The organism is Streptomyces sp. TRM68367 (assembly GCF_014495685.1).
Classification (GTDB): domain Bacteria; phylum Actinomycetota; class Actinomycetes; order Streptomycetales; family Streptomycetaceae; genus Streptomyces.
The window spans coordinates 11,985-31,007 of record NZ_JACTVI010000124.1; the positions used below are offsets into that span (position 1 = coordinate 11,985).

A 19,023-nucleotide genomic window follows, 5' to 3' on the forward strand; every position below is an offset into this window, starting at 1 on the left:
AGACACCCCCACACCACCCACCAGGAAGGACCCCGCCATGACCGCCACCGCCACCTACACCGCCGGTGACATCGTCACGGGGCGACCGGTCAAGAACGGCGAACCGCAGGCCACCAGCCGCGGAATCGTGCTGGGACTGTTCGGCACGGACCCCACCTGCGGCTACCTGGTGTGGTGGTACGGCAAGGGCGACGCCTCCATGCAGACCACGTCCCTGATGTTCCCCCGCGAACTCAAGCCCGCCGCCGCCACCCTGGACGGCCTGTCGGAGAAGGTCCTGCGCCGCATCGAGCGCGGCGCATCCCGCTTCGACGGAGCCCGGCAGGTCCACATGAAGGCCGGCACCCTGCGCGCCCGCAAGCGCTCCGCCCGCCTCGCCGCATAACCCCCCCCCCCCCCGGCCGGGCGCCCACCCGAGGCGCCCGCCGCCCGCCCAAGGAAAGCCATGGTCCGCCCCACACCCGAGACCCCGCAGGACTGGCACGCCGCCCTCGCCCCTCACGTGCGCCACGAGCTCGCGGTGCGCTCCGGCATGGAGCCCCTGCAACTGGTGGAGGTGGCGTGCGTCGCCGACGACGGCCGCGCCTCCCTCTCGATCCGCCCCGACGGCACCCCGGCCGAGGACGCGCAGTGGCGCCCCCACGTGTCCGCGCCCCTGTTCTTCGCCGGCCGCTCCGTCGGATGCCGCACCTGCCAGCAGCCCCTTGCTCGATGACCCCGCCCCGCCCGGACGCCCGCACGGCGCCCACCCCGCAGAACGGAGAGACGGCCATGTACCAGTTCGTCAAGGGGGACCGCGTCCGCACCACCGTGGACGCTGGCCCGGCCTGGCCCGGCGCGTTCGACGCGCCCGCCGGAACCCTCGCCACCGTGGACAGCCTGCCCAAGCCTCCGGGCGACGGGTACGGCGTGATCCTGGACGGGGACCCGGACGGGCTGCCCTCGGACTTCAAGGAGGAGGAGCTGGAGCTCGTGACGTTCGAGCCCGGCGACAAGATCCTGTGCCCGGACAGCTCCGTGCGCACCGTGGAGCGCATGGCGATACGCACCCCGGGGGAGGTGGCCCACGTGCTCACCGAGGGCGGCAGCCGCCTGCCGGTGGCCATGTGCGTGCACGCCAACCGCGAGGACATCCTCGACGCCCACCGCCGATGCAACGCGGCCGGCGAGCGCGTCCGCACCGATCCCGACCCGGACAACCCGGAGTGGCGCGCGGCCCTGGACCGGCTCACCGCAGCTCTCGCGTTCCTGCGCCTCACCGACCCCACCGTGCGCGTGGCCCTCGCCGAGGAGGATGCCCGCAAGGCCGTGCAGGACAAGCACCCGGACGCGCACGACTTCCAGCCCGTCGTGGCCTCCGGCCAGGATGGCCCGCTCGGCTGGACGTACCGCGTCGGCTACGGGGCGCACGCCCGGTACAGCGGCGTGACGTTCGACGGCGACGTGAACGCGTACGGCCTGTACGTGTATCGCTCCAAGGTGGAGCGCGCGTTCCTGTACGGCTGACCCTCCTTGACCGCCTCGTCCGGACGTGCCCCCTGGTCGGCGGATGCGTCCGGACGCTGCGTTTTCCGGCCCTCACTCCACCCCGTGAAGCAACTTGACGTTGCAACGTGAGGATGCAATGATGTGGGACATGAGGGAGGGCGCACCGCCCACCGGAAAGGATCAGCCAGCCATGACCGCCACCGCCACCGTGAACCCCCACCTCGTGCAGAGCACCTATGGCGAGATCAAGCCCGGCGACCGCGTGGTCAAGTGGCCGCTGAGCCCCAGCAACCCGAACGCACACGTTCTGGCCCGCCCTGTGCGCGAGATCCTCGGCCGCACCCGCAACACCGGTTTCACCCCGAACTGGGCCCTTCCCCGCAACCAGCGCACCCACCGCCCGTGGGACGCCAACGCCTACAGCCACTTCGACTACCAGGTCATCGACTGGCGCGACAGCAACGGCAGCCGCTTCGACGACCGCGCCGACGAGCCCGTGTGGATCGTCCCCGCCGACGCCCCCACCGCCTGACCGGCCCCCACCCCGGCCGGGCGCACCACTGGCGCCCGGCCCCCCACGCCCGAGAGGACCCACACCCATGACGCTCGCCCGCACCGCACAGGCCAGCACCCCCGCCGTCGCAATCGCCCGAGTCCTGCGCGGAATCGGCCTCAAGCAGGGCCCCGGCAAGGACTTCCGCGTGATGGGCAACTACCGCACCGTGCGGTACGCGGACGGAACCAAGTTCAAGGAGCGCACCGGCACCTACGTGGTGCTCTACACCCGCCACGCCGAGGACGCCGTGGCCAAGAGCGCGGACATCATCGAGTACGCCGCCAACAACACCGGCTGGTACTTCCACGTGAGCATCTACTACGGCACCCGCACCACCCCGCAGTGCCTCATCAGCAACGAGGGCACCCGCGTGCGCGAGACCCCGCCCCCGGCTACCGGCGAGCAGCCCGCGGGCACGCTCTCCATCGGCGACCGCTATGTGACGGCCGGTCGGGAGGTCACCGTGGCCTACGTGTGGCCCAACGACAACGGCACGCTCACCGTCCACCACCAGACCGCGGACCCCGTGGCCACCAAGACCTGCCCCACCACCACCCCCGTCCAGGTCACCCACCGTGCCCCGCGCTGCCCCCACCGCATCCCGTGGGATGACTGCCTGTACTGCCCGGACGACCTGTGGCCGGAGGAGATCGAGGATGCCTACATGCAGCGCATGCCGGCCCGTATGGGCCCCCTGAGTGCCCCGGCCGCCACCGCCGAGCCCGCGCTGGAGCCGCAGCCCGCGACCGCCGAGCCGACCCCGGCCGCGCCCGCCCTGGGCCCCGTGGAGGGGTGCCCGGGCCCGGCCCGCGCGCACTGCGCCTACTGCGGCAGCCACAGCACCCGCCCGCAGGACCTGCTCGCCAACGGAGATACCTACTGCTGTAACGCCCCGGTGTGCCGTGGCGACCGTGGGGACTGCGTGGCCGACCTGGAGGGGTACGAGAAGTCGTTCACCCCCTGATCCCGCCGCGTCCGGATGCCCCCGCCCCTGCCTGGCGGATGCGTCCGGATGCTGCGTCTTCGGGTCCATCCCACCCCGCAAAGCAACTTGATATTGCAACGTCATGATGCAATGATGTGGGACATGAAGGAGGGCACACCGCCCACCGGCGCCAGGGAGGAACCCGACATGACCGCCGCTGACAACCGCACCGCCCACGCCGACGAGATGGGCCACGGCCTGCCCGTGGTCGGACTGGACGAGGTGCTCGCCACCCTCGCCCCGCAGGACGCGGACGAGGTCACCGCCGCCGTCAACGCCGTATGGCCGACCGACGAGCAGCCCGCCGAGGAGCCCGAGGAGCCGGGCGCGCAGACCCTCGCCCACGTGTTCGCCACCGTCGACCGCTCCTACGAGCCCGGCAGCGTCACGCAGCTGGTGTTCATGCACAACGGCGGCCGGTCCAAGTACGACGTCATGCCCATCCACGGCCGCAAGATCCCCATGGCCTTCACGATCAACCAGCGCATCATCACCGACCTGCTCGCCGCGGCCACCGCCCACGCCAAGACCGTTTACGGCCCCCGCCGTGCCTGGCCGCAGCGCCTGGTCCTCACCCGCCCCGGCAGCTGACCCCCCACCCGGGCGCGCCCCCACCGGCGGGCGCGCCCACCCCGCCCACGCACCACCACACCACCCGGAGACACACCCGTGCCCACCACCGCCCCGGACATCACCGCCGCCCTCGCCGCAGACGGACGGTTCAGCAAGTACGTCCACCAGGTCAAGATCAGCAGCCGCCGCCGCACCCTCGGACTGAGCATCAAGCCCGGCGAGCCCGGCCTCACCCTCCACGTGCCGGCCGCCGCCGACACCGCGGAAGTCATCACCCTGCTCGCCAAGAACAGCCACCGCCTCGCCGCCCTCATCCTCAAGGCCCGCGAGTGCCCCCCGGACCACCCGCCGAAGCAACTGGTCAACGGGTCCGGGTTCCTGTGGCTCGGCTACTCCACCCGGCTCAAGATCGTGGACGACGCCCCCGTGCCGCTGGAGCGCGTCCATGACGGCCAGTGGTGGATGCGCCTGGACCGCCGCGCCGTGCAGCTCGGCGCCCGCCCGTTCATCGACTGGTACTGCCGGGAGGGCACCGCGTGGCTGCACCAGTGGCACGTCGCCCCCTCCCTGTGGCACAGCATGGCGGCAGGCAAGCCCATGCCCACGGTGCGCGTCGCGGACATCGGCCGCCGCCGGTGGGGCGTCCACGACGGCCGCACGAACCACATCCGGATCGCGTGGCAGACCCTCCAGCTCCCGCCGCCCCTCGTGCGGCACGTGCTGGTCCATGAGTTCACGCACGCCGTGGTCCGCCACGGCAAGCCCCACGGCCCGGAGTTCTGGCGCACGTTCGAACGGTCCCGCCTCGGCGCCCGGGAGGAGGCCCGCCGTCTGAACGAGGAGGGCCGTCACGTGTGGATGGGCGACATAGCCCACTGACCGGCCCGGATGTCGTCCGGACGCGCATCCGGAAAGTCTCCGGAAAGCGTCCGGACGCGGATCCGGACACATCCGGACGCAGGTCACCAGCCGTCCACCCCGCGCAAGAAAGCCACTTGACGTTGCAACCTTGCGATGCAATGATGTGAGGCATGAGGGAGGGCGCACCGCCCACCAACACCGAGGAGGACCCGAGATGACCGCCACCGCCGCCAAGACCACCGCCGTCAAGTGCAAGGGCGGATGCGGTCGCACCCTCACCTCCGCAAAGAGCATCGCCCTCGGGTACGGCCCGACCTGCGCACGCAAGGCCGGCATCACCCCGGCCCCCAAGAAGCCCGCCCCCACCTACCGCATGTGGAAGGAACGGTGCGGCTGGTGCGTCCAGACCGAGGACGGCCGCGGCTACTACGGCCTGGCCTACGTCAGCGCCCTCGCCTTCGCCGACCGCTTCGAGCGGCAGGGCCTCCGCCGCGCCGTGGGCCTGGCCACCTGACCCCCGCGCGGGGTCGCCCACCGGCATGGCGGCCCCGCCCCACGAGACCGAACCTCACACCCACGAACGGGAGACACCGCCGTGCGCAACTACGCCACCGCCAACCACCCCGGGGGACGCCCCCGCCAGTGCGACGCCACCGCCGTCCACACCGCCCCCACCGGCGCCCGCGCGTACGTCCTCCTCGATGGCATCGGCCGCGAGCAGTCCGTACGCGACTGGACCCGCACCGCCGCCCGCCGCCTCGCCCGCGCCGCCGCCCACCGCGCCGACGCCGAGGCAGGCCTCCGACGCATCTACAACGGGTACGCCGCCAACCCGGACCGGCAGGGCCCATGGGGCTACGGCCCCAAAGCCTGCGCCCTGGTGGCCGTCACCGCCCCCGGCAAGCCGCTGACCGTCGCCTGGAGCGGCGACGTGCGCGCCTACCTGCTGACGAACGGCGTACTGCGCCGCCTCACGCAGGACCACAATCTCCGCAGGGTCTACCCGCCCAACGACATGTACCCGGAGGGCGGCAACCGCAACGTCGTCACGTCCTGCCTCGGCTCCGCAAACACGGACCAGGACGTCAAGAACCTGCACGGGCACGCGGCCATCGAGTCGACCCCCGTACACGTGGTGCCCTCCCGCCTGCTGCTGGCCTCCGATGGCGCGTACGAGCCGCACGAGGACGCCGGACACCACCTCTCCAACTACCTCATCGGCACCCCGGCCGAGGCCGCCACGGACTTCGTGCAGACCGCCATATCCCGCGCCAACGCCGCCCACCCGGACCGCCCGGACTGGACGGACAACGCAACCGCCCTCGTGGCCGACCTCACCCCCTGACACCCCCACCCCCGGGCCCGCCGCCCGGGGGGCCAGCAACGCGCAAGGAGCACCACCGCATGGCAGCAAAGGACATCGCCAAGTTGATAGCCGCCCTGGAGGCCGGCGGCGCCAAGGTCAAGGCCCACGGCCAACGGTGGCGCGTCGAACACCCCACCAACCGCGCCCTCGCCTTCCTGCCCAAGGGGCGCGTCGAAAGCCGCGGCCTGGAGAACAAGATCGCCGAACTGCGCCGCAAGGGATTCCAGGTCTGACCGCCCGCGCCGCCCGCCATCACGGCGGGCGGCCCTGTCTGGAGAGGACACCCCGTGTCACGAGGCAAGGACATCACCGCCCTCATCAAGATGCTGCGCGACAACAAGGCCAAGGTCGTGCCCGCCGGAGGCGGCCACTGGAAGGCCACCCACCCGGCCGCAACCCGCCCGGTGTGGCTGGAGAGGACCCCCGGGGACTGTCGCGCCCTGGAGAACAAGCTCGCCGAACTGCGCCGCTACGGCTTCCCGATGCCGGAGCCGGAGCACCGCAGGAACAAGACCCGCAAGAAGAAGGGGGCCACCGCCCGATGAGTACCACCGACCCGCAGTCGCTGGAGTACGTCGTCACGTTCGGCCGCATCGGCCGCCATGGCGGAGGTACCCCCGACGGCCCGCGCCCCCCGGCCCCGGCCCCGCTGGTGCGCATCTACGGCGGGGAGCGCCTGGCCCGCGACATCGCCACATATGCCCGCCGCTTCCTCGGGTCCCCCTCCTTCGAGGTGGTCCTGGACGGGGAGGCAGGCAACGGCGCCATCTACGCCGGGTTCCGCACCGCCGGCACCTTCACCATCGACACCCGCCCCCGCGGCTCCGTGGAGGGCTGAGCCATGGACACGCCGCCGGAGGAGCTGCACACCTGCCTGGACCCGGAGTGCCGCGCCGACGTGCGCACCACCATCCAGGAGTGCGCGCCTGGGCTCACCTACATGTGGGTCGCCGACTGCGGTCACTGGGGCTTCCTGTACCGCAAGCCGCAGCAGGCCGAGCCGCCCGCCCCCTGCTGACACCCCCCCGTGACGCCGCTTGACGTTGCAACGTCATGATGCAAGAATGGGGTGCAGAGGGAGGGTGTAGGGCCCGACCCCAGCAAGGAGGACACCATGGCCGAGCAGAACACCACCGAGACCGCCAAGCCCCGCCGCATGCAGTACCTCATGGGCGGCATCACGCTGGACGGCAAGCTCGTGAAGAAGGTCGAGCACCTGCGCTCCGGCCAGTGGGTGTACTTCGCCGACGGCAGCCCCGTGAAGGTCTACCCCCACCCCGGCACTGCCCTCTGACCCACCCACCGGGCCCGCCCGCCACTCCCGGGCGGGGGCCCACCGGAACGGAACAGCCATGTCTGACGCTCCCAACATCACGGACGAGGAGATCACCGAGCTGCGGGACCTGTGGGCAGGTCCCCGCGTCACCACGCCCTTCCTGGTCCGGCTCGCCGAGCACTACCTGAGAGCCGAGGCAGACGGAGTGACTGACCCGGCCGAGCACTTCGCCAAGCACCTGCGCGTCCAGCGGCCGACGGTCCTCGTGTACATGCGGATGGCCCGAAACCGCGGCCTCATCCAGCGCAACCGCCCCTGACCCACCCCACCAGGGCCCGCCGCATCCGGCGGGCCCCACCCATGCCTGCCCGCACACGAGCACGAGGAGCCCCACCACATGACCGCCGAAGCCACCTACCAGGCAGCTTTCACCCCCGCGGACCGCGAGGTGACCGTCATCCGCGACATCCCCGCCGGCATATCAGGCCCGTTCGGCGAGTACCCCGCCGACGACCTGGACGCCGCGGAGCGCGCCCTGTGGGAAGCCGGTTACGCGGTCGCCTCCGAGTGGGGCAAGGAGACCGTCAACGGCGACCGCTGGTGCAAGCTCACCCGCATACCCCCGGGCACCCCCTACCCGGCCCCGGCCGCCGAGGAGGCACCCGCCGACACCGCCGAGCAGGAACAGCCGAAGGCCACGGGGCCTACCCGCGTGGACACCCCCGAGCAGCGCGAGGCCGACCGGCTCACCAAGATCGCCGATGACCTGGAGGCCGCCGCGGAACGCATGTCCCAGCAGGCATCCGGCATGTACGGCCGCTTCCAGGGCGGGCAGCCGCTCCTCGTCGGCCACCACTCCTACCGCTCCGCCGTACGGGACCGGGACCGCGCCGACAACGCCACCCGCCGCGCCATCGAGGCCGGCAAGACCGCCGAGCGCGCCCGGCACAAGGCCCGGCAGGCGCAGGCCCTCGCCGACCTCGCCGCCATCGAGGCGCTGCGCACCCGGGAGTGGCAACGCTCCGACTTCCAGGCCGGCGACATCGTGCGCGTGCGAGACTTCCGCCTCGATACCGCCGTCACCGGCCGCTACCGGGTCAAGCGCGCCAACGTGAAGACCTTGACCCTGGACGGGGGAGGGGGCGGCATGGACGACCCCCGCCGGGAGTACGCGCGGGTCCTGTCCCGCACCCGCGACGGCGTCACCGTCACCGACCCAACTCGACCACTAAGTGGTCTGCGTCGTAAGTCCTTCGGGGGTTGACGTCGGAGGCGGTGGTGTGGTCGGCGTCTGGTCAGATGCCGGGGGCGGCGAGGTGNAGTGGTCTGCGTCGTAAGTCCTTCGGGGGTTGACGTCGGAGGCGGTGGTGTGGTCGGCGTCTGGTCAGATGCCGGGGGCGGCGAGGTGGAGTCGGCAGGCGCAGTCGAGTGCGTCTGCGGGGGTGCCCGTGGGGCTGCCGGTGGGCAGCAGACAGTCCTCGTAGCGGTCGCTGCTGGCGAGGTAGAGGGCGAAGCCCCACCTGCCGACGGCGCCGGTGTAGCGCAGGCGCATCAGCTTGCCCCGTTCGCCGTCGGTCAGTTCGGCTTCCACGTAGGCGAAGGAGCCGCGGTGGCGGACGTGCAACTGCTCCAGTTGCGGCCAGGCGGTGCGGGCCTGCTCGCCCAGACGTGCTTCCAGTGACAGCCGGGTGTGTTCCGAGGGCGTGGGCATGGCGCCCATCCTGCCCGACAGGCCGGTGGCCGGATACGGCAGGCTACGACCTGATCGTGATCCACTTCTCCCGATCGGCCTGCCTGCCTTGCCTGTTGCCGCTGCCTGTCCGATAGCCCTGCGCGCCGCCGAGCGCGAACGTCTGAAGCTGATGGCCTACGGCCATAAGACCGAGTACCGGCTGCGGATGCGTGCGCAAGTGGTGCTGCACGCCGCACGCGGACGGTCCAACGCGCGTATCGCCCGGGAGACGGGCCTGCACCTGGACACCGTCCGCACCTGGCGGAGCCGGTTCGCCAAGCACGGCCTGGGCGGGCTGACCGACCGCAAACGCTCCGGCCGCCCGCCGGCGTTCACCCCGATACAGGCGGCCCAGGTCACCGCGCTGGCGTGCCGGCTGCCCGCCGAGACCGGGACCCCGCTGTCGCGCTGGTCAGCACCCGAGCTGGCCCGCGAAGCGATGGCACGCGGCATCGCCGTATGCGTGTCCGCCTCGACCGTGCGCCGCTGGCTCAGCAACGACGCGCTCAAGCCCTGGCAGCACCAGTCCTGGATCTTCATCACCGACCCCGCCTTCCGCCCCAAGGCCGAGCGGGTGCTGGATCTGTACGCNCGCTCAAGCCCTGGCAGCACCAGTCCTGGATCTTCATCACCGACCCCGCCTTCCGCCCCAAGGCCGAGCGGGTGCTGGATCTGTACGCCCGCACCTGGGAAGGCGAACCGCTCGGCGCGGACGAGTACGTGATCAGCGCGGACGAGAAGACCTCGATCCAGGCCCGCTGCCGCTGCCATCCCACCCTAAGCGGAAAACTTCACTGTCAGGTGGGCAGAGCGGGATGGACCCTGGGCGGTCGGTGCCGAGGGGCTGTTTCGTTGCCGGGCGTGGCTAGTCAGGCGGCTTTCGGGGTGAGGGTGACGTCGTGGCCGAGGTCTTTGAGCTGCCGGAGCAAGGAGTACCAGACTTCTACGCGGGCACGGTCTTCCACCGGTACGCCGGTAAGACCCAGCCCGCGCGCGCAGCCGAGATCGATGCCCTGACGGAGCGGGCCCGGCGCGCGGCCAAGCGCGTGAACGTCACCGTGGGTGTTGCCGTCGGCGCCGTCGCTGTGGTGCCGCCCACCGAGGACATGCGCACCAAGATCCTCGACGTCCTGCGTGAGAACCTGCTGAAGCAGTTCGGTGCCAGGCGCCAGGCGAAGAAGAACAATGCGACAGGTGCCTTCCCGTACGCCCCGGCATTCGACGTGTTCCGCGCCCTGCCCCCCACGGACTACCGTTCGCCCAATGAGTTCCGTGAGCAGGTTGAGGAGTACCTGCGCGACTTCGACGCGGCGATGCAGCAGTCCTTCGTACAGGTGGTTGGTACAACGGGTACGCCACTGCGGCTGAAGCTGACCAACCCCGGGGAGGAGAATCTCTTCAAGGTCGAAGTTGTGCTGAGTCTCCCCGACACGGTCCTCGCGCACGTCACAGACGACGAAGAGGACGTCGACTGGCCTGACGAGCCCAAAGAATACGGATCAGCAGCTCTCCCCGTCAGCCTCAGTGCCTTCCCGGGCATGGCCGCCCTGCAGGCACCGGCGTTTCGGCTGCCGCCCATCGACTCACCGGACATCGAGCATGAAGAGGGCCGCACGATCATCCGCTTCGCGCCGGTCGACCTGCGACCCCACGAGACCGTCTCTCTCGATCCGATCACGCTCTACAGCACGCAGGAAGCGGCAGACTCCTTCGTCGGCGAATGGCGCGCAACGGCCACGAACGTCAGCGGCGCCGTGCGCCAACGTCTGCCCGTCCCCGCACAGTACCTCGAAGTCGACCTGCACCAAGCGCTACTTCCCCTGCTCAATGACGACATCGAGGCATAGACAGTCGACGTCCAAGACCCTGGCCCGACCGGCGCCGCGGAGGCCTACGCTGGCCCGGGAGCGCGACACGGGAAAGGGCGGGGACGGGTGAAGCGGGAGCGGGCCACCACGCTGGTGGAGGACATGCTGCGCAGGCTGGATGAGGGGACCGACTGGCCGCTGACGCTGGTCGACGAGGTCTACCTGTTCGGCTCCTACGCCCGCGGCGCCACTTGAGCCGCACGACGTCGATATCGCCGTGGACTTCCACCGCGACGAGCGGATGCGGCAGCTCGAGATCGCCTCTATCTTCTCCGGCCGCAACCCCCACAGCGAGCTCCGTCGGCAGCTGGCCGGCCGCAGCCGCGGCATCCAGCTCCAACGTGTACGTCCCGTCGAGGGTCAAGATGCGGGTCGCGGTGTACGCCCCCGAGTCGGGCGGCGCGTCCTTCGCGCGGCTCACCAGCGGCAGCAACTGACACGGCAGCTGTAGTTCGTGATGGGTAGCGGGTTGTCGCTGGTCAGCGGGGCGACGGGGGTGGTCGCGGGCGCGGGTACGGCCACCGTGATCATGACCGTTTGTGACGACGAATCAGAGCCCGGTGGCCGTGGAGGCCACCACGGTGAGTCTTTGCCAGTAATGGATCATGGCGCTGGGTGATCGTTCAGATGGTGCGGTCGTACTCGAGCTGGAGCAGGACGAGGGCTGCGGCGGCGATCTTCGTGATGCGGCTGAGGTCGAGGCTGACCCTCCGTAGGGCCTTGAAGGTGGTCTTGAGCAGGGAGTTGGCGCGCTCGCAGATGCCGCGGATGCCGCGGATGACCTTGTTGTAGTCTGCTGGGCTTCGGTCAGTTCGCCTCCGGCGGGCTTCTTGTGTGGGTGGCGGAAGCCGTCGCCGGCGTTCTCGTAGCCGAGGTCGACCAGGGTCGGCATGTCCAGCTCGGCGGCGATCCGGTTGAGGGCGTCGATCAGGCCGTGGTGGCGGGCGCAGGTGGTGTCGTGTTCACGGCCCGGGCGGACCGGTGAGACCCAGATCGGCCAGCCGTCCGGGGTGGCGATCACCTGCACGTTCCCGCCGTGGTGCTTGTGCTTGCCCGACCACCACAGGTCTGCGCCGTTGGGGCCCGGGGCGGCGACACGGTCGGTGCGGATGACGGTGCCGTCGAGGTTCAGATGTGTCAGCCCGGCCGCCTTCGCCAGCTCCAACGCGGTGGACAGGTCCGGTGCACGGGCGGCCAGGACGGCTAGTCCTTCGTGAAGGTAGCGGTATGCGGTGGAGGTCGACAGACCGTTGTCGCGGGCGAGTTGGGCCAGGCGGGTGCCGTCGATGAACCAGCGCGGCACGGGCACGGCCTGCTTGAAGCAGCCCAGCGCACGTCGCCCCTTGCGGGTCCTGACCACGATCCGGTGGTCGCGCAGGAGGCAGGCCAGGTGCTCGGCGGTGGACCGCTTCACATCGAGCACGGCGGTGTATGTGACACTCGTCGGCACGTAAGGCCCCTCGGTCGGATCTTTCTGTTAGCAAGATCGTTCCTATCAGGGGCCTTACGCCTGCCCGTACTTGGGGACCCACACGGGCCGCACCGCCAGCATCGCGATCACAGTGAGCGACGGGCGCTTACTGGGAAAGACTCATTGAGGATGACGCAGCCCGGCTGTCGCGGAGCAGTCGTGGGGGGTCAGGTGTAGTAGCCGCTGCAGTCGACGACGAAGTCGACGGTGCCGGAGCTGTTGTTGTAGATGCTGATCTGTCCGTTGGTGTCGGTGGGGGTGAGGGTGAGGTTGGCGAGGGTGTCACCGGTGCCCCAGTTGATGTTGCTGGTGGCGGGTTTGCCGGTGTTGGTGGGGTAGATGGTGGCGTAGCCGCCGGCTTTGGTGTCGGTGACGGTGAGCATGGCGGCGAGGGTGGGGGTGGTGGCCATGGTCGCTTGCTGGGTGGTGCTGTTGGTGAGGGTGTAGGCGCTGTTGGTGGCGACGGGGCCGGTTGTTCCGCCGATGCCGCTGCGTGTGTCGACCAGGCGGGTGGGGTTGATGGTGTGGTAGGTCTGGCCGGTTGTGCTGGTGGTGTAGTAGCCGGAGATGTCGGCGAGGACGTCGGTGGCGCTGCCGTGGACGGAGATGGTGATGGTTCCGGAGGTGCCGATGGGGACGTCGCCTGACAGGGACGCGATGGTATTGCCGGTGTTGTAGCTGAGGCTGGTGTCCGCGGTGGGGGCGTATCCGGTGGCGTAGGCCTGCAGGTAGCCGGTGCCGGCCGCGTCGGCGGCGGCGAGGTTGACGGCGACGGCGGTGGCCGTACTCGGGATGCCGTTCAGGCCGGTGATCTGCAGGGTGAAGGCGGTGCCGGCGGCGACGGGGCCGCTGCTGGCCAGGCTGGTGTTGGCTGCGCTGGAGCGGGTGTCCAGGGCGCGAACGGCGCTGGTCAGCGGGGTGTAGGTCTGGTCGCCGGTGAGGTTGGGGTCGCTGGTGAAGTAGCCGGTGACGTCGACGATCAGGGCGACGGTGCCGCTGGTGTTGTTGATGTGGGTGTAGAGGTCGATCTTGCCGTCGTTGCCGACGGGCACGATCTGGTAGCCGGTCGCGGTGGTGCCGGCCGTGAAGTTGGTGGACGAGGTCCTGGGGCGTTGGGTGCCGTCGGCGTAGGTGGTGACGTAGCCGCTGTCGGTCTCGCCGGTGACGGTGACGTCGACGGCGACCGCGGTGACGGTGCTGGGGATGGTGGTGGGTGCGCCGCTGACGGGGGTGGTGATGTTGTCGCCCGCGATCCGCAGGGCGGTGATGGAGTTGTCTGCGATGGTGCTGGCGCCGGCGGTGACGCCCGTGGTGTTGGTCAGGCCCGAGCTGCTGCGGGTGTCGAGGATACGGGTGGGGGTGACGGCCTGGTGATAGCCGGCCGGGGTGTAGGGCTGGGCGGGGCGTACGGCGGAGCCGGTCCACGTTTGGGCGCGGGCGAGCTGGCCGCTGTAGTAGTCGGTGCGGGCGGAGGCGTGCAGGGCGTCGCCGAGCTGGAAGTCGCCGCCGGCACCGGTGGAAGGTGCGGTGTGGTTGCCGGTGGCGACGAAGACGTCGCCGACGTAGAGGTTCATCACGGCGGTGGTCTTGTCGTAGGTGGCGGTCAGGTGGGCCCAGGTGCCGAGGTGGACGGTGCCGCCGGTGATGGTGTCGAAGCTCCAGGCGGTGCCGGAGCCGGTGTTGAGGCTGAACTGCCAGCCGCTGGTGGTGGGGATGAGCAGGATTCCGGAGTCGGCGCTGCCGCTCTGGGAGAGCACCGCGCCGCCGTAGTCGGTGGGGTTGGCCCAGATCGACACGGTGAAGGACTTCGTCAGGTCCAGGACCTTGCTGCCCTGCAGGTAGTCGTTGTCGGCGGATTTCAGCTGCACGTCGGGGTCGAACAGTTGGCCGGTTTGGACGGCTACCTTGCTGGTGCCGGTGAGGGTGATCGGGCTGCTGGCTGAGTCGTCGGCGGTGTGTGTGGTGGTGTCGTAGTCGTTCAGTGGCCAGTCGTGGGTGTCGGTGCTGAGTGCCTGGCCGGTGGGGGTGGTGAAGGTGGCGGTGGTGCCGGAGAGGGTCATCTCGTGGGCGGTGACGGTGCCGGTGCTGGAGACGGTCCACACATCGGGGGTGCCGTCGTTGTTGATGTCGGCGGCCTGGAGGGTGGGGTGGCTGATGGCGTCCCAGCCGGTGGTGGCGGCTTCGACGGAGGTCAGGCTGGTGTCGGTGGCGAGGTTGGACAGGGCGTCGTATTCCAGGGTTTGCAGGTTGCCGGGGCTGAGGTACCACAGCTGCCCGGCCGAGGGGTCGCTGCTGTCGGTGCTGGTGTCGCGGGCGAACAGGGCCGGTAGCCCGTCGATGAGGGTGCTGGTGATGGTCCAGCCGCTCCAGCCGGTGGTGCAGTTCGTGGCGGTGGAGGTGTTCTGGGCGAGGCAGTAGGGGTTGTAGTCGGCCAGGTCGGTGGCGTTGTCGGTCTTGGCGTAGTTGCCCGCGCCGTCGTTGGAGTTCTCGTCGTAGAGGGATCCGCCGATGATCAGCAGGAGGTCCGGGTAGCCCGTGGGCGTGTAGCCGTTGACGGTGTTGTACAGCGATCCGCCGCTGGCGATGGATGTGGCGGGCGTGGTGGTGTTGGTGGTGGTGCCGTCGGAGTTGAAGGTGGTGGTGGTGATGCCGAAGACGTTGGGGGCGTCGAATACCGGAGTGGCATCGACGGGCTGGAGGTCGCTTCCGTCGCCTTGGCCCGGCAGGATCTCACCGCTGATGGCACCGGTGGCGGTGTTGTAGCTGTAGTCCAGGACGTCGTTGAAGCCGTTTCCGGTGAAGAAGTGGCCGGTGATGGCCTGGCTGTCGGTGAAGGAAGTGGCGGTTTGGGCGGTGGAGACGCCGTTGCCGGCGATGCCGATGTTGCGGGCGACGGGGTTGATCTTGTCGCTGCCGGTTCCGGTGGCCTGCCACAGTCCGGCGGGCAGGGAGTTCTTGCCGCCGACGGTCAGCAGGTCGGCGTTGCCGTCGCCGTTGAGGTCGTCGCCGGCGGCCGTGGCGGGGGCGCGGGCTATGAACTTGTAGTCGATGCTGTCGCCGACGTTGCCGCCGCTGGAGACGGCGGTGACGGTCAGGATGTTGGTCTGGGTGGTGGGTTTCAGGGAGATGGTGGTGGTGTAGGGGCTGGTGCCGGCGGCGGGCACGCTGACCGGGTTGCCGCCGTTGAGCTGGTAGCGGTAACTGGCGGGCGCAGTGGTGGTGGTGTTGGTGTCCGTCACTGTGAAGTCGGCGGCAGTGCCGACCGTGCACAGGGTGCTGCCGGACGACGCGTCGTCAAGGCTGGGGCATTCGCTGGTGGAGGAGCTGACGTAGCTGACGGTGGGGGCGCCGGGGGCGGTGGGGTCGTAGTAGAAGTGACAGGTCGTCGACTGGCTGCTGGTGAGATGCTGGTCGGTGACGGTGAGATACCAGGCGAACTCGGTCTTCGTGGTGAGTGAGTGGAAGGGCCCGCTGGTGTCGGTGTGGGAGTAGGCGGCGCTGGCGGTGGTGCCGCTGGTGGCGTTGATCGCCCGGGTGTACGTGGCGCCGCTTGACACGTTCTTCAGGGTGAAGTTGGCGGTGAGCGGGCTGGTGGTGCCGTCGGGGTCGGACACCGCGGCCCGCAGGGTGATGTCGCCCAGGCCGAGTGTGGTGGGGTTGCTGGCGGTGCAGCTCGTGGCCGGGCTGGTGGCCAGCGAACTCGGGGTGTTGGGGGTGTGGTCGTAGGTGGTGGTGATGGTCGCCTGCTTGCTGAATTGCTTCCACGCCAGGTCGTTGGTCTCACTGGCGGCGCGCAGCCCGAAGGTGGCCTTCGACCAGTGATTGTCGGCGGCCCGCTGCATCAGCGAGGTGATGCTGTAGGTGACGTCCGCGGGGCCGCAGGAGGTGGACCAGCCGTGGGCGACGGACTGGGAGCCCAGCTTGGTGAACCAGGACGGCTGGTTGTTCCAGGTGGTGCTGGAGGAGATCGACCCGGTCCAGTACAGGTCGAGGGCCTCAGCAGTGCACGAGGCCGACCAGTTCTCGTAGAAGGAGATGTGCGAGGAGATCACCGACGCGTCCCACAGGGTGCTGTGGACACTGGTCTGGAAGAACGACCGGTTCGTGGAGACGTCGGAGGTCCAGTCGGTGTAGCCGACATGCTGCGGGCCGGGTGTGGAGGCGGCCGGCTTCCAGAAGGCGGTATTGGGCCACTCGCTGTCGGCGAACGCCCACGCCTGGACGGTGTCGGTCTGTCCGGAGGCGGTGAAGGTGGGGTCGATGTAGACCGGGTAGACGGTGTGCTTGCCCGTCAGCAGGCTCCGGTCAGGGGTCAGGCTGATTCCCCCGCGGTGGTAGGCGGCCTTCAAACCGGCCTTGCGGGCGGCCGTGCCGGGCCACGCCGGGGTGGAGGCGAGAGGGGCGCCGCTGCGCAGGTCCACGATCTGCCCGGTGTGCGGATCAGTGGTCTTCGGGGTGTTCGCGGAGGCACGGGTGGAGTCCCACATGGTGGGGGCGGTGGCGGAGAAGACCGTGCGTCCGTTGCGGTCTTTGGCGGTGATGTCGCCGGCCTTGTCGCTGGCCAGTTTCACCCCGGTGGCCCTGGTGGCAAGCGTCAGGTTCGCCAGGGACGGGTTGGCCGCCGCGGCGGCGTTCTTGACGACGAGGACTTCGCTGAAGCCGCCGGCGTCCCGGGCCGTCACGGCCAGATCCACGTCGGGCAGGACGTTGTGGTAGGTGGCGGTGGCGCCCGACAGTGTGGGCGAGCGAAGGGTGAATCCGGCAGGCAGGGAGACGGCCAGGGAACCGCTGCCGGCGCGCATGGTTGCCAGCGGGGCACCGGCGCCGCCACCGGAGAGGCGCAGTGAGCTGGTGGAGACCTTGGGGGAGATGCTTCCGTCCGGCTGACGCACCAGCGTCGCGTTCAGGTTCTCCCACCTGCCGCGCACGAGCTTGCGTACTGGTGCGATTGTCTGTCTGACCGTCAGCGTTCCGTTCGGGTTTGCGGTGAGGGTGGAGGAGTCCGTTGTCTCGGCCGTCGCCTGCACAGGCTTGCCCGTGGCCTTGGCCTTGGCCATCGCCTGCTGCTGCGTCAGCCCGGACGAGTGGGCGGCGGACGGCCGGCCGGCGGACCCGCCATGGACCGTGGAAGGGGTCGCGTAAGCAGCACCGGGAGCGCCCAGGCCGCCGCCAACAGCCAGAACGGCGGCGCCTGCGATCAGGCGCCGCACCCAGGGCGGGGACAGAAAATGTCGGATCATTACTTGGGGTTTCCTTTCCCTGAAATCGACGTTCGACGGCATATTCTCAAGCAGAGAAAAAATAAATTTGAGAATCCATTGACCATCCGTTTCGGCCCTGCTCCAGGTGCGGCGGGAAGCCCTGGCTGTTTGGCTCTGGCTGGCGCCGCGTCACCGTACTGGCCTGCTCTGACCACGAGTTACCCATTGTGACGCAGATCACATACACATGAAGGTCATAGAATGTCCGGCTCTGTGAAGATTTTCAGTGCTCGCCCTGCGCGTCTTTCTTTTTTCTTACTTACCTGCCGTCTCACCCACCGTGCGCTTTCGGGTATTCCTTTCGTCGCGGACGGTCGGTCATGCGACCCGGAATAGCTGCGTGAACCCCACACGAACGTCCGGCTTCTTGGAACGTCGGACGTGTAAAGGGGTGGGCTGTGCCCTATCGACGGGTGCCTGCGGGTCGAAGAACACGGGCTGGTCGCCGCCGCACCGGCCGCCGTCTGCTGATGGGTTGGGCTGCTGCGCTCGCCTGGTGCCTGGCCCTGGGACCGGGCTTCGCGCACCCGGCGGTCGCACTGCCCCAGCATGCGGCAGCCGCGCCGAAGGCGGACCTCGGCCGTTCCGTGACCGGCCTGAAGCCGGTGAAGCCGAAGCGGGTGCGCACCTCCGGAGCAACCCGCCACACCGCCGTGCCGACCCGAACCGCATGGCCGGCCGCCCGCAGTGGCTCACTGCACCTGTCAGCCCCCCGCTCAACTGCCGCAGGCCCCAAGGCGACAGCAGCGGGCACGCCCGTGTGGGCCCAGGCCGTGGCCCCCCGCAAGGGCACCTACGCCGGGCCGACGAACCTGGGCGTCTCAGTCCAGCCCCGGTCCGTGTCCGCACGCCTGGGAGTCTCCGGCCCCATATGGTCCCTCGCCCCGAGCGCCGCGTCCTCCGGCGCGGGGCGGGTGCGCGTAGGCCTGGACTACAGCGCGTTCAGCCAGGTGATCGGCGGCAACTACGCCTCCCGGCTGCACCTGGTGGAGCTGCCCGCCTGCGCGCTGACCACACCGCAGCTGGCGAAGTGCCGGAAGCAGACGCCGCTGACCACCGCCAACGCCCCGAAGGCCGGGGCGGTGTCCGCCGTACTCACGCTCGGTGCGCCGACCTCGGCGAAGAACGCCGCCTACGCGGGCTCAGGCCGGTCCGCGGTGGCGAGGGTCAGCCCGGCCGTCTATTCGGGTCCGGCTTCGTCGACGGCCTTCGCCCAGACGGTGTCGACCTCGGGCGGGGCGACGGTCATCGCGGCGACCGACTCCACCGGGCAGGAAGGCGGCGCCGGCGGAAACTACGCCTCGACCCTGTCCTCGTCCGGCTCCTGGGCCCAGTCCGGATCCTCGGGCGACTTCACGTACACCTACAAGGTTCAGGCGCCGGCCGCCTCGACCTCACTGGCCCCGGACCCGTCGTTGTCGTACGACTCGGGCAGCGTGGACGGCAAGACGGCCAACACCCAGGCCCAGGCCTCCTGGGTGGGAGACGGCTGGACCACCCAGGACTCCTTCGTCAACCAGGAGTTCACCCCCTGCGACGATTCCCCCGAAGGCAGCGCCGGATCGGTGACCACCACCGACGAGTGC

General features: G+C 70.0%; 21 protein-coding genes and 2 pseudogenes. 20 read left to right on the top strand and 3 right to left on the bottom strand.

What is annotated here, in order from left to right:
• Nucleotides 1-37: 37 nt before the first annotated feature.
• The 16 genes from H8R17_RS40250 to H8R17_RS40325 all read left to right on the top strand — a co-directional run bounded on the left by H8R17_RS40250 (nt 38) and on the right by H8R17_RS40325 (nt 8,369).
• Nucleotides 38-385 (top strand): DUF6409 family protein, encoded by a 348-nt coding sequence (locus H8R17_RS40250; RefSeq protein ID WP_187828152.1) that lies wholly within the window; start codon nt 38-40, stop codon nt 383-385.
• A gap of 60 nt (nt 386-445) precedes the next feature.
• Nucleotides 446-715, top strand: a complete 270-nt coding sequence (locus H8R17_RS40255) for a hypothetical protein (RefSeq protein WP_187828153.1) — start codon at nt 446-448, stop codon at nt 713-715.
• Nucleotides 712-1,506: a hypothetical protein gene (locus H8R17_RS40260; RefSeq protein ID WP_187828154.1), complete on the top strand. Its 795-nt coding sequence runs from the start codon at nt 712-714 to the stop codon at nt 1,504-1,506. The genes H8R17_RS40255 and H8R17_RS40260 overlap by 4 nt, the downstream gene beginning before the upstream one ends.
• Nucleotides 1,507-1,678: 172 nt before the next feature.
• Nucleotides 1,679-2,020 carry a hypothetical protein gene (locus H8R17_RS40265; protein ID WP_187828155.1) on the top strand — a complete coding sequence of 114 codons (342 nt, stop codon included), beginning with the start codon at nt 1,679-1,681 and terminating at the stop codon, nt 2,018-2,020.
• Between the two features lie 67 nt (nt 2,021-2,087).
• Complete coding sequence (locus H8R17_RS40270) at nt 2,088-3,008, top strand: hypothetical protein (RefSeq protein WP_187828156.1); 921 nt, start codon at nt 2,088-2,090, stop codon at nt 3,006-3,008.
• Between the two features lie 123 nt (nt 3,009-3,131).
• A complete protein-coding gene (locus tag H8R17_RS40275) occupies nt 3,132-3,620 on the top strand; it encodes a hypothetical protein (protein ID WP_187828157.1) in 489 nt (162 codons plus the stop codon).
• A gap of 78 nt (nt 3,621-3,698) precedes the next feature.
• Complete coding sequence (locus H8R17_RS40280) at nt 3,699-4,481, top strand: YgjP-like metallopeptidase domain-containing protein (protein ID WP_187828158.1); 783 nt, start codon at nt 3,699-3,701, stop codon at nt 4,479-4,481.
• A 196-nt stretch (nt 4,482-4,677) separates the two neighbouring features.
• Nucleotides 4,678-4,977, top strand: coding sequence for a DUF6011 domain-containing protein (locus H8R17_RS40285; protein ID WP_187828159.1), 300 nt, complete (start codon nt 4,678-4,680; stop codon nt 4,975-4,977).
• An 81-nt stretch (nt 4,978-5,058) separates the two neighbouring features.
• The gene (locus tag H8R17_RS40290) at nt 5,059-5,808 is read left to right on the top strand and encodes a PP2C family serine/threonine-protein phosphatase (protein WP_187828160.1); all 750 of its coding nucleotides are present in this window, start codon (nt 5,059-5,061) and stop codon (nt 5,806-5,808) included.
• Between the two features lie 59 nt (nt 5,809-5,867).
• Nucleotides 5,868-6,062, top strand: coding sequence for a hypothetical protein (locus H8R17_RS40295; protein ID WP_187828161.1), 195 nt, complete (start codon nt 5,868-5,870; stop codon nt 6,060-6,062).
• A 54-nt stretch (nt 6,063-6,116) separates the two neighbouring features.
• Complete coding sequence (locus tag H8R17_RS40300; protein WP_187828162.1) at nt 6,117-6,374, top strand: hypothetical protein; 258 nt, start codon at nt 6,117-6,119, stop codon at nt 6,372-6,374.
• Nucleotides 6,371-6,667, top strand: coding sequence for a hypothetical protein (locus H8R17_RS40305; protein WP_187828163.1), 297 nt, complete (start codon nt 6,371-6,373; stop codon nt 6,665-6,667). The genes H8R17_RS40300 and H8R17_RS40305 overlap by 4 nt, the downstream gene beginning before the upstream one ends.
• 3 nt (nt 6,668-6,670) lie before the next feature.
• Nucleotides 6,671-6,847 carry a hypothetical protein gene (locus H8R17_RS40310; protein ID WP_187828164.1) on the top strand — a complete coding sequence of 59 codons (177 nt, stop codon included), beginning with the start codon at nt 6,671-6,673 and terminating at the stop codon, nt 6,845-6,847.
• Nucleotides 6,848-6,943: 96 nt separating this feature from the next.
• Nucleotides 6,944-7,123 (top strand): hypothetical protein, encoded by a 180-nt coding sequence (locus H8R17_RS40315; protein WP_187828165.1) that lies wholly within the window; start codon nt 6,944-6,946, stop codon nt 7,121-7,123.
• Between the two features lie 58 nt (nt 7,124-7,181).
• A complete protein-coding gene (locus H8R17_RS40320) occupies nt 7,182-7,424 on the top strand; it encodes a hypothetical protein (protein WP_187828166.1) in 243 nt (80 codons plus the stop codon).
• Nucleotides 7,425-7,502: 78 nt separating this feature from the next.
• The gene (locus H8R17_RS40325; protein WP_187828167.1) at nt 7,503-8,369 is read left to right on the top strand and encodes a DUF3560 domain-containing protein; all 867 of its coding nucleotides are present in this window, start codon (nt 7,503-7,505) and stop codon (nt 8,367-8,369) included.
• 120 nt (nt 8,370-8,489) lie between these two features.
• Here the strand turns inward: H8R17_RS40325 and H8R17_RS40330 are convergent, their stop codons facing one another.
• Nucleotides 8,490-8,816 (bottom strand): hypothetical protein, encoded by a 327-nt coding sequence (locus H8R17_RS40330; RefSeq protein WP_187828168.1) that lies wholly within the window; start codon nt 8,814-8,816, stop codon nt 8,490-8,492.
• A gap of 88 nt (nt 8,817-8,904) precedes the next feature.
• On the opposite strand from H8R17_RS40330, the gene H8R17_RS40335 reads away from it, so the two are divergent.
• The 3 genes from H8R17_RS40335 to H8R17_RS48015 all read left to right on the top strand — a co-directional run bounded on the left by H8R17_RS40335 (nt 8,905) and on the right by H8R17_RS48015 (nt 10,900).
• Nucleotides 8,905-9,561: a helix-turn-helix domain-containing protein gene (locus H8R17_RS40335; protein ID WP_262505883.1), complete on the top strand. Its 657-nt coding sequence runs from the start codon at nt 8,905-8,907 to the stop codon at nt 9,559-9,561.
• Between the two features lie 175 nt (nt 9,562-9,736).
• Nucleotides 9,737-10,684 carry a hypothetical protein gene (locus tag H8R17_RS40340; RefSeq protein ID WP_187828173.1) on the top strand — a complete coding sequence of 316 codons (948 nt, stop codon included), beginning with the start codon at nt 9,737-9,739 and terminating at the stop codon, nt 10,682-10,684.
• Nucleotides 10,685-10,771: 87 nt separating this feature from the next.
• The gene (locus tag H8R17_RS48015; protein ID WP_262505884.1) at nt 10,772-10,900 is read left to right on the top strand and encodes a hypothetical protein; all 129 of its coding nucleotides are present in this window, start codon (nt 10,772-10,774) and stop codon (nt 10,898-10,900) included.
• 428 nt (nt 10,901-11,328) lie between these two features.
• On the opposite strand, the pseudogene H8R17_RS40345 reads toward H8R17_RS48015, so the two are convergent.
• Both H8R17_RS40345 and H8R17_RS48020 read right to left on the bottom strand, forming a co-directional pair.
• Nucleotides 11,329-12,155, bottom strand: a pseudogene (locus H8R17_RS40345) (transposase family protein).
• A 188-nt stretch (nt 12,156-12,343) separates the two neighbouring features.
• Nucleotides 12,344-17,416 (bottom strand): S-layer family protein, encoded by a 5,073-nt coding sequence (locus tag H8R17_RS48020; RefSeq protein ID WP_187828169.1) that lies wholly within the window; start codon nt 17,414-17,416, stop codon nt 12,344-12,346.
• Between the two features lie 491 nt (nt 17,417-17,907).
• On the opposite strand from H8R17_RS48020, the pseudogene H8R17_RS40355 reads away from it, so the two are divergent.
• Nucleotides 17,908-19,023, top strand: a pseudogene (locus tag H8R17_RS40355) (hypothetical protein); the annotation flags it as partial.

Excerpts from the sequence above, each read along its gene's own strand:
- H8R17_RS40320 (WP_187828166.1), top strand. The coding sequence starts at position 7,182 with ATGTCTGACGCTCCCAACATCACGGACGAGGAGATCACCGAGCTGCGG.
- H8R17_RS48020 (WP_187828169.1), bottom strand. The coding sequence starts at position 17,416 with ATGATCCGACATTTTCTGTCCCCGCCCTGGGTGCGGCGCCTGATCGCA.
- H8R17_RS40285 (WP_187828159.1), top strand. The coding sequence starts at position 4,678 with ATGACCGCCACCGCCGCCAAGACCACCGCCGTCAAGTGCAAGGGCGGA.
- H8R17_RS40270 (WP_187828156.1), top strand. The coding sequence starts at position 2,088 with ATGACGCTCGCCCGCACCGCACAGGCCAGCACCCCCGCCGTCGCAATC.
- H8R17_RS40310 (WP_187828164.1), top strand. The coding sequence starts at position 6,671 with ATGGACACGCCGCCGGAGGAGCTGCACACCTGCCTGGACCCGGAGTGC.
- H8R17_RS40305 (WP_187828163.1), top strand. The coding sequence starts at position 6,371 with ATGAGTACCACCGACCCGCAGTCGCTGGAGTACGTCGTCACGTTCGGC.
- H8R17_RS40275 (WP_187828157.1), top strand. The coding sequence starts at position 3,132 with ATGAAGGAGGGCACACCGCCCACCGGCGCCAGGGAGGAACCCGACATG.
- H8R17_RS40295 (WP_187828161.1), top strand. The coding sequence starts at position 5,868 with ATGGCAGCAAAGGACATCGCCAAGTTGATAGCCGCCCTGGAGGCCGGC.
- H8R17_RS40265 (WP_187828155.1), top strand. The coding sequence starts at position 1,679 with ATGACCGCCACCGCCACCGTGAACCCCCACCTCGTGCAGAGCACCTAT.
- H8R17_RS40260 (WP_187828154.1), top strand. The coding sequence starts at position 712 with ATGACCCCGCCCCGCCCGGACGCCCGCACGGCGCCCACCCCGCAGAAC.
- H8R17_RS40250 (WP_187828152.1), top strand. The coding sequence starts at position 38 with ATGACCGCCACCGCCACCTACACCGCCGGTGACATCGTCACGGGGCGA.
- H8R17_RS40330 (WP_187828168.1), bottom strand. The coding sequence starts at position 8,816 with ATGCCCACGCCCTCGGAACACACCCGGCTGTCACTGGAAGCACGTCTG.
- H8R17_RS40315 (WP_187828165.1), top strand. The coding sequence starts at position 6,944 with ATGGCCGAGCAGAACACCACCGAGACCGCCAAGCCCCGCCGCATGCAG.
- H8R17_RS40255 (WP_187828153.1), top strand. The coding sequence starts at position 446 with ATGGTCCGCCCCACACCCGAGACCCCGCAGGACTGGCACGCCGCCCTC.
- H8R17_RS40325 (WP_187828167.1), top strand. The coding sequence starts at position 7,503 with ATGACCGCCGAAGCCACCTACCAGGCAGCTTTCACCCCCGCGGACCGC.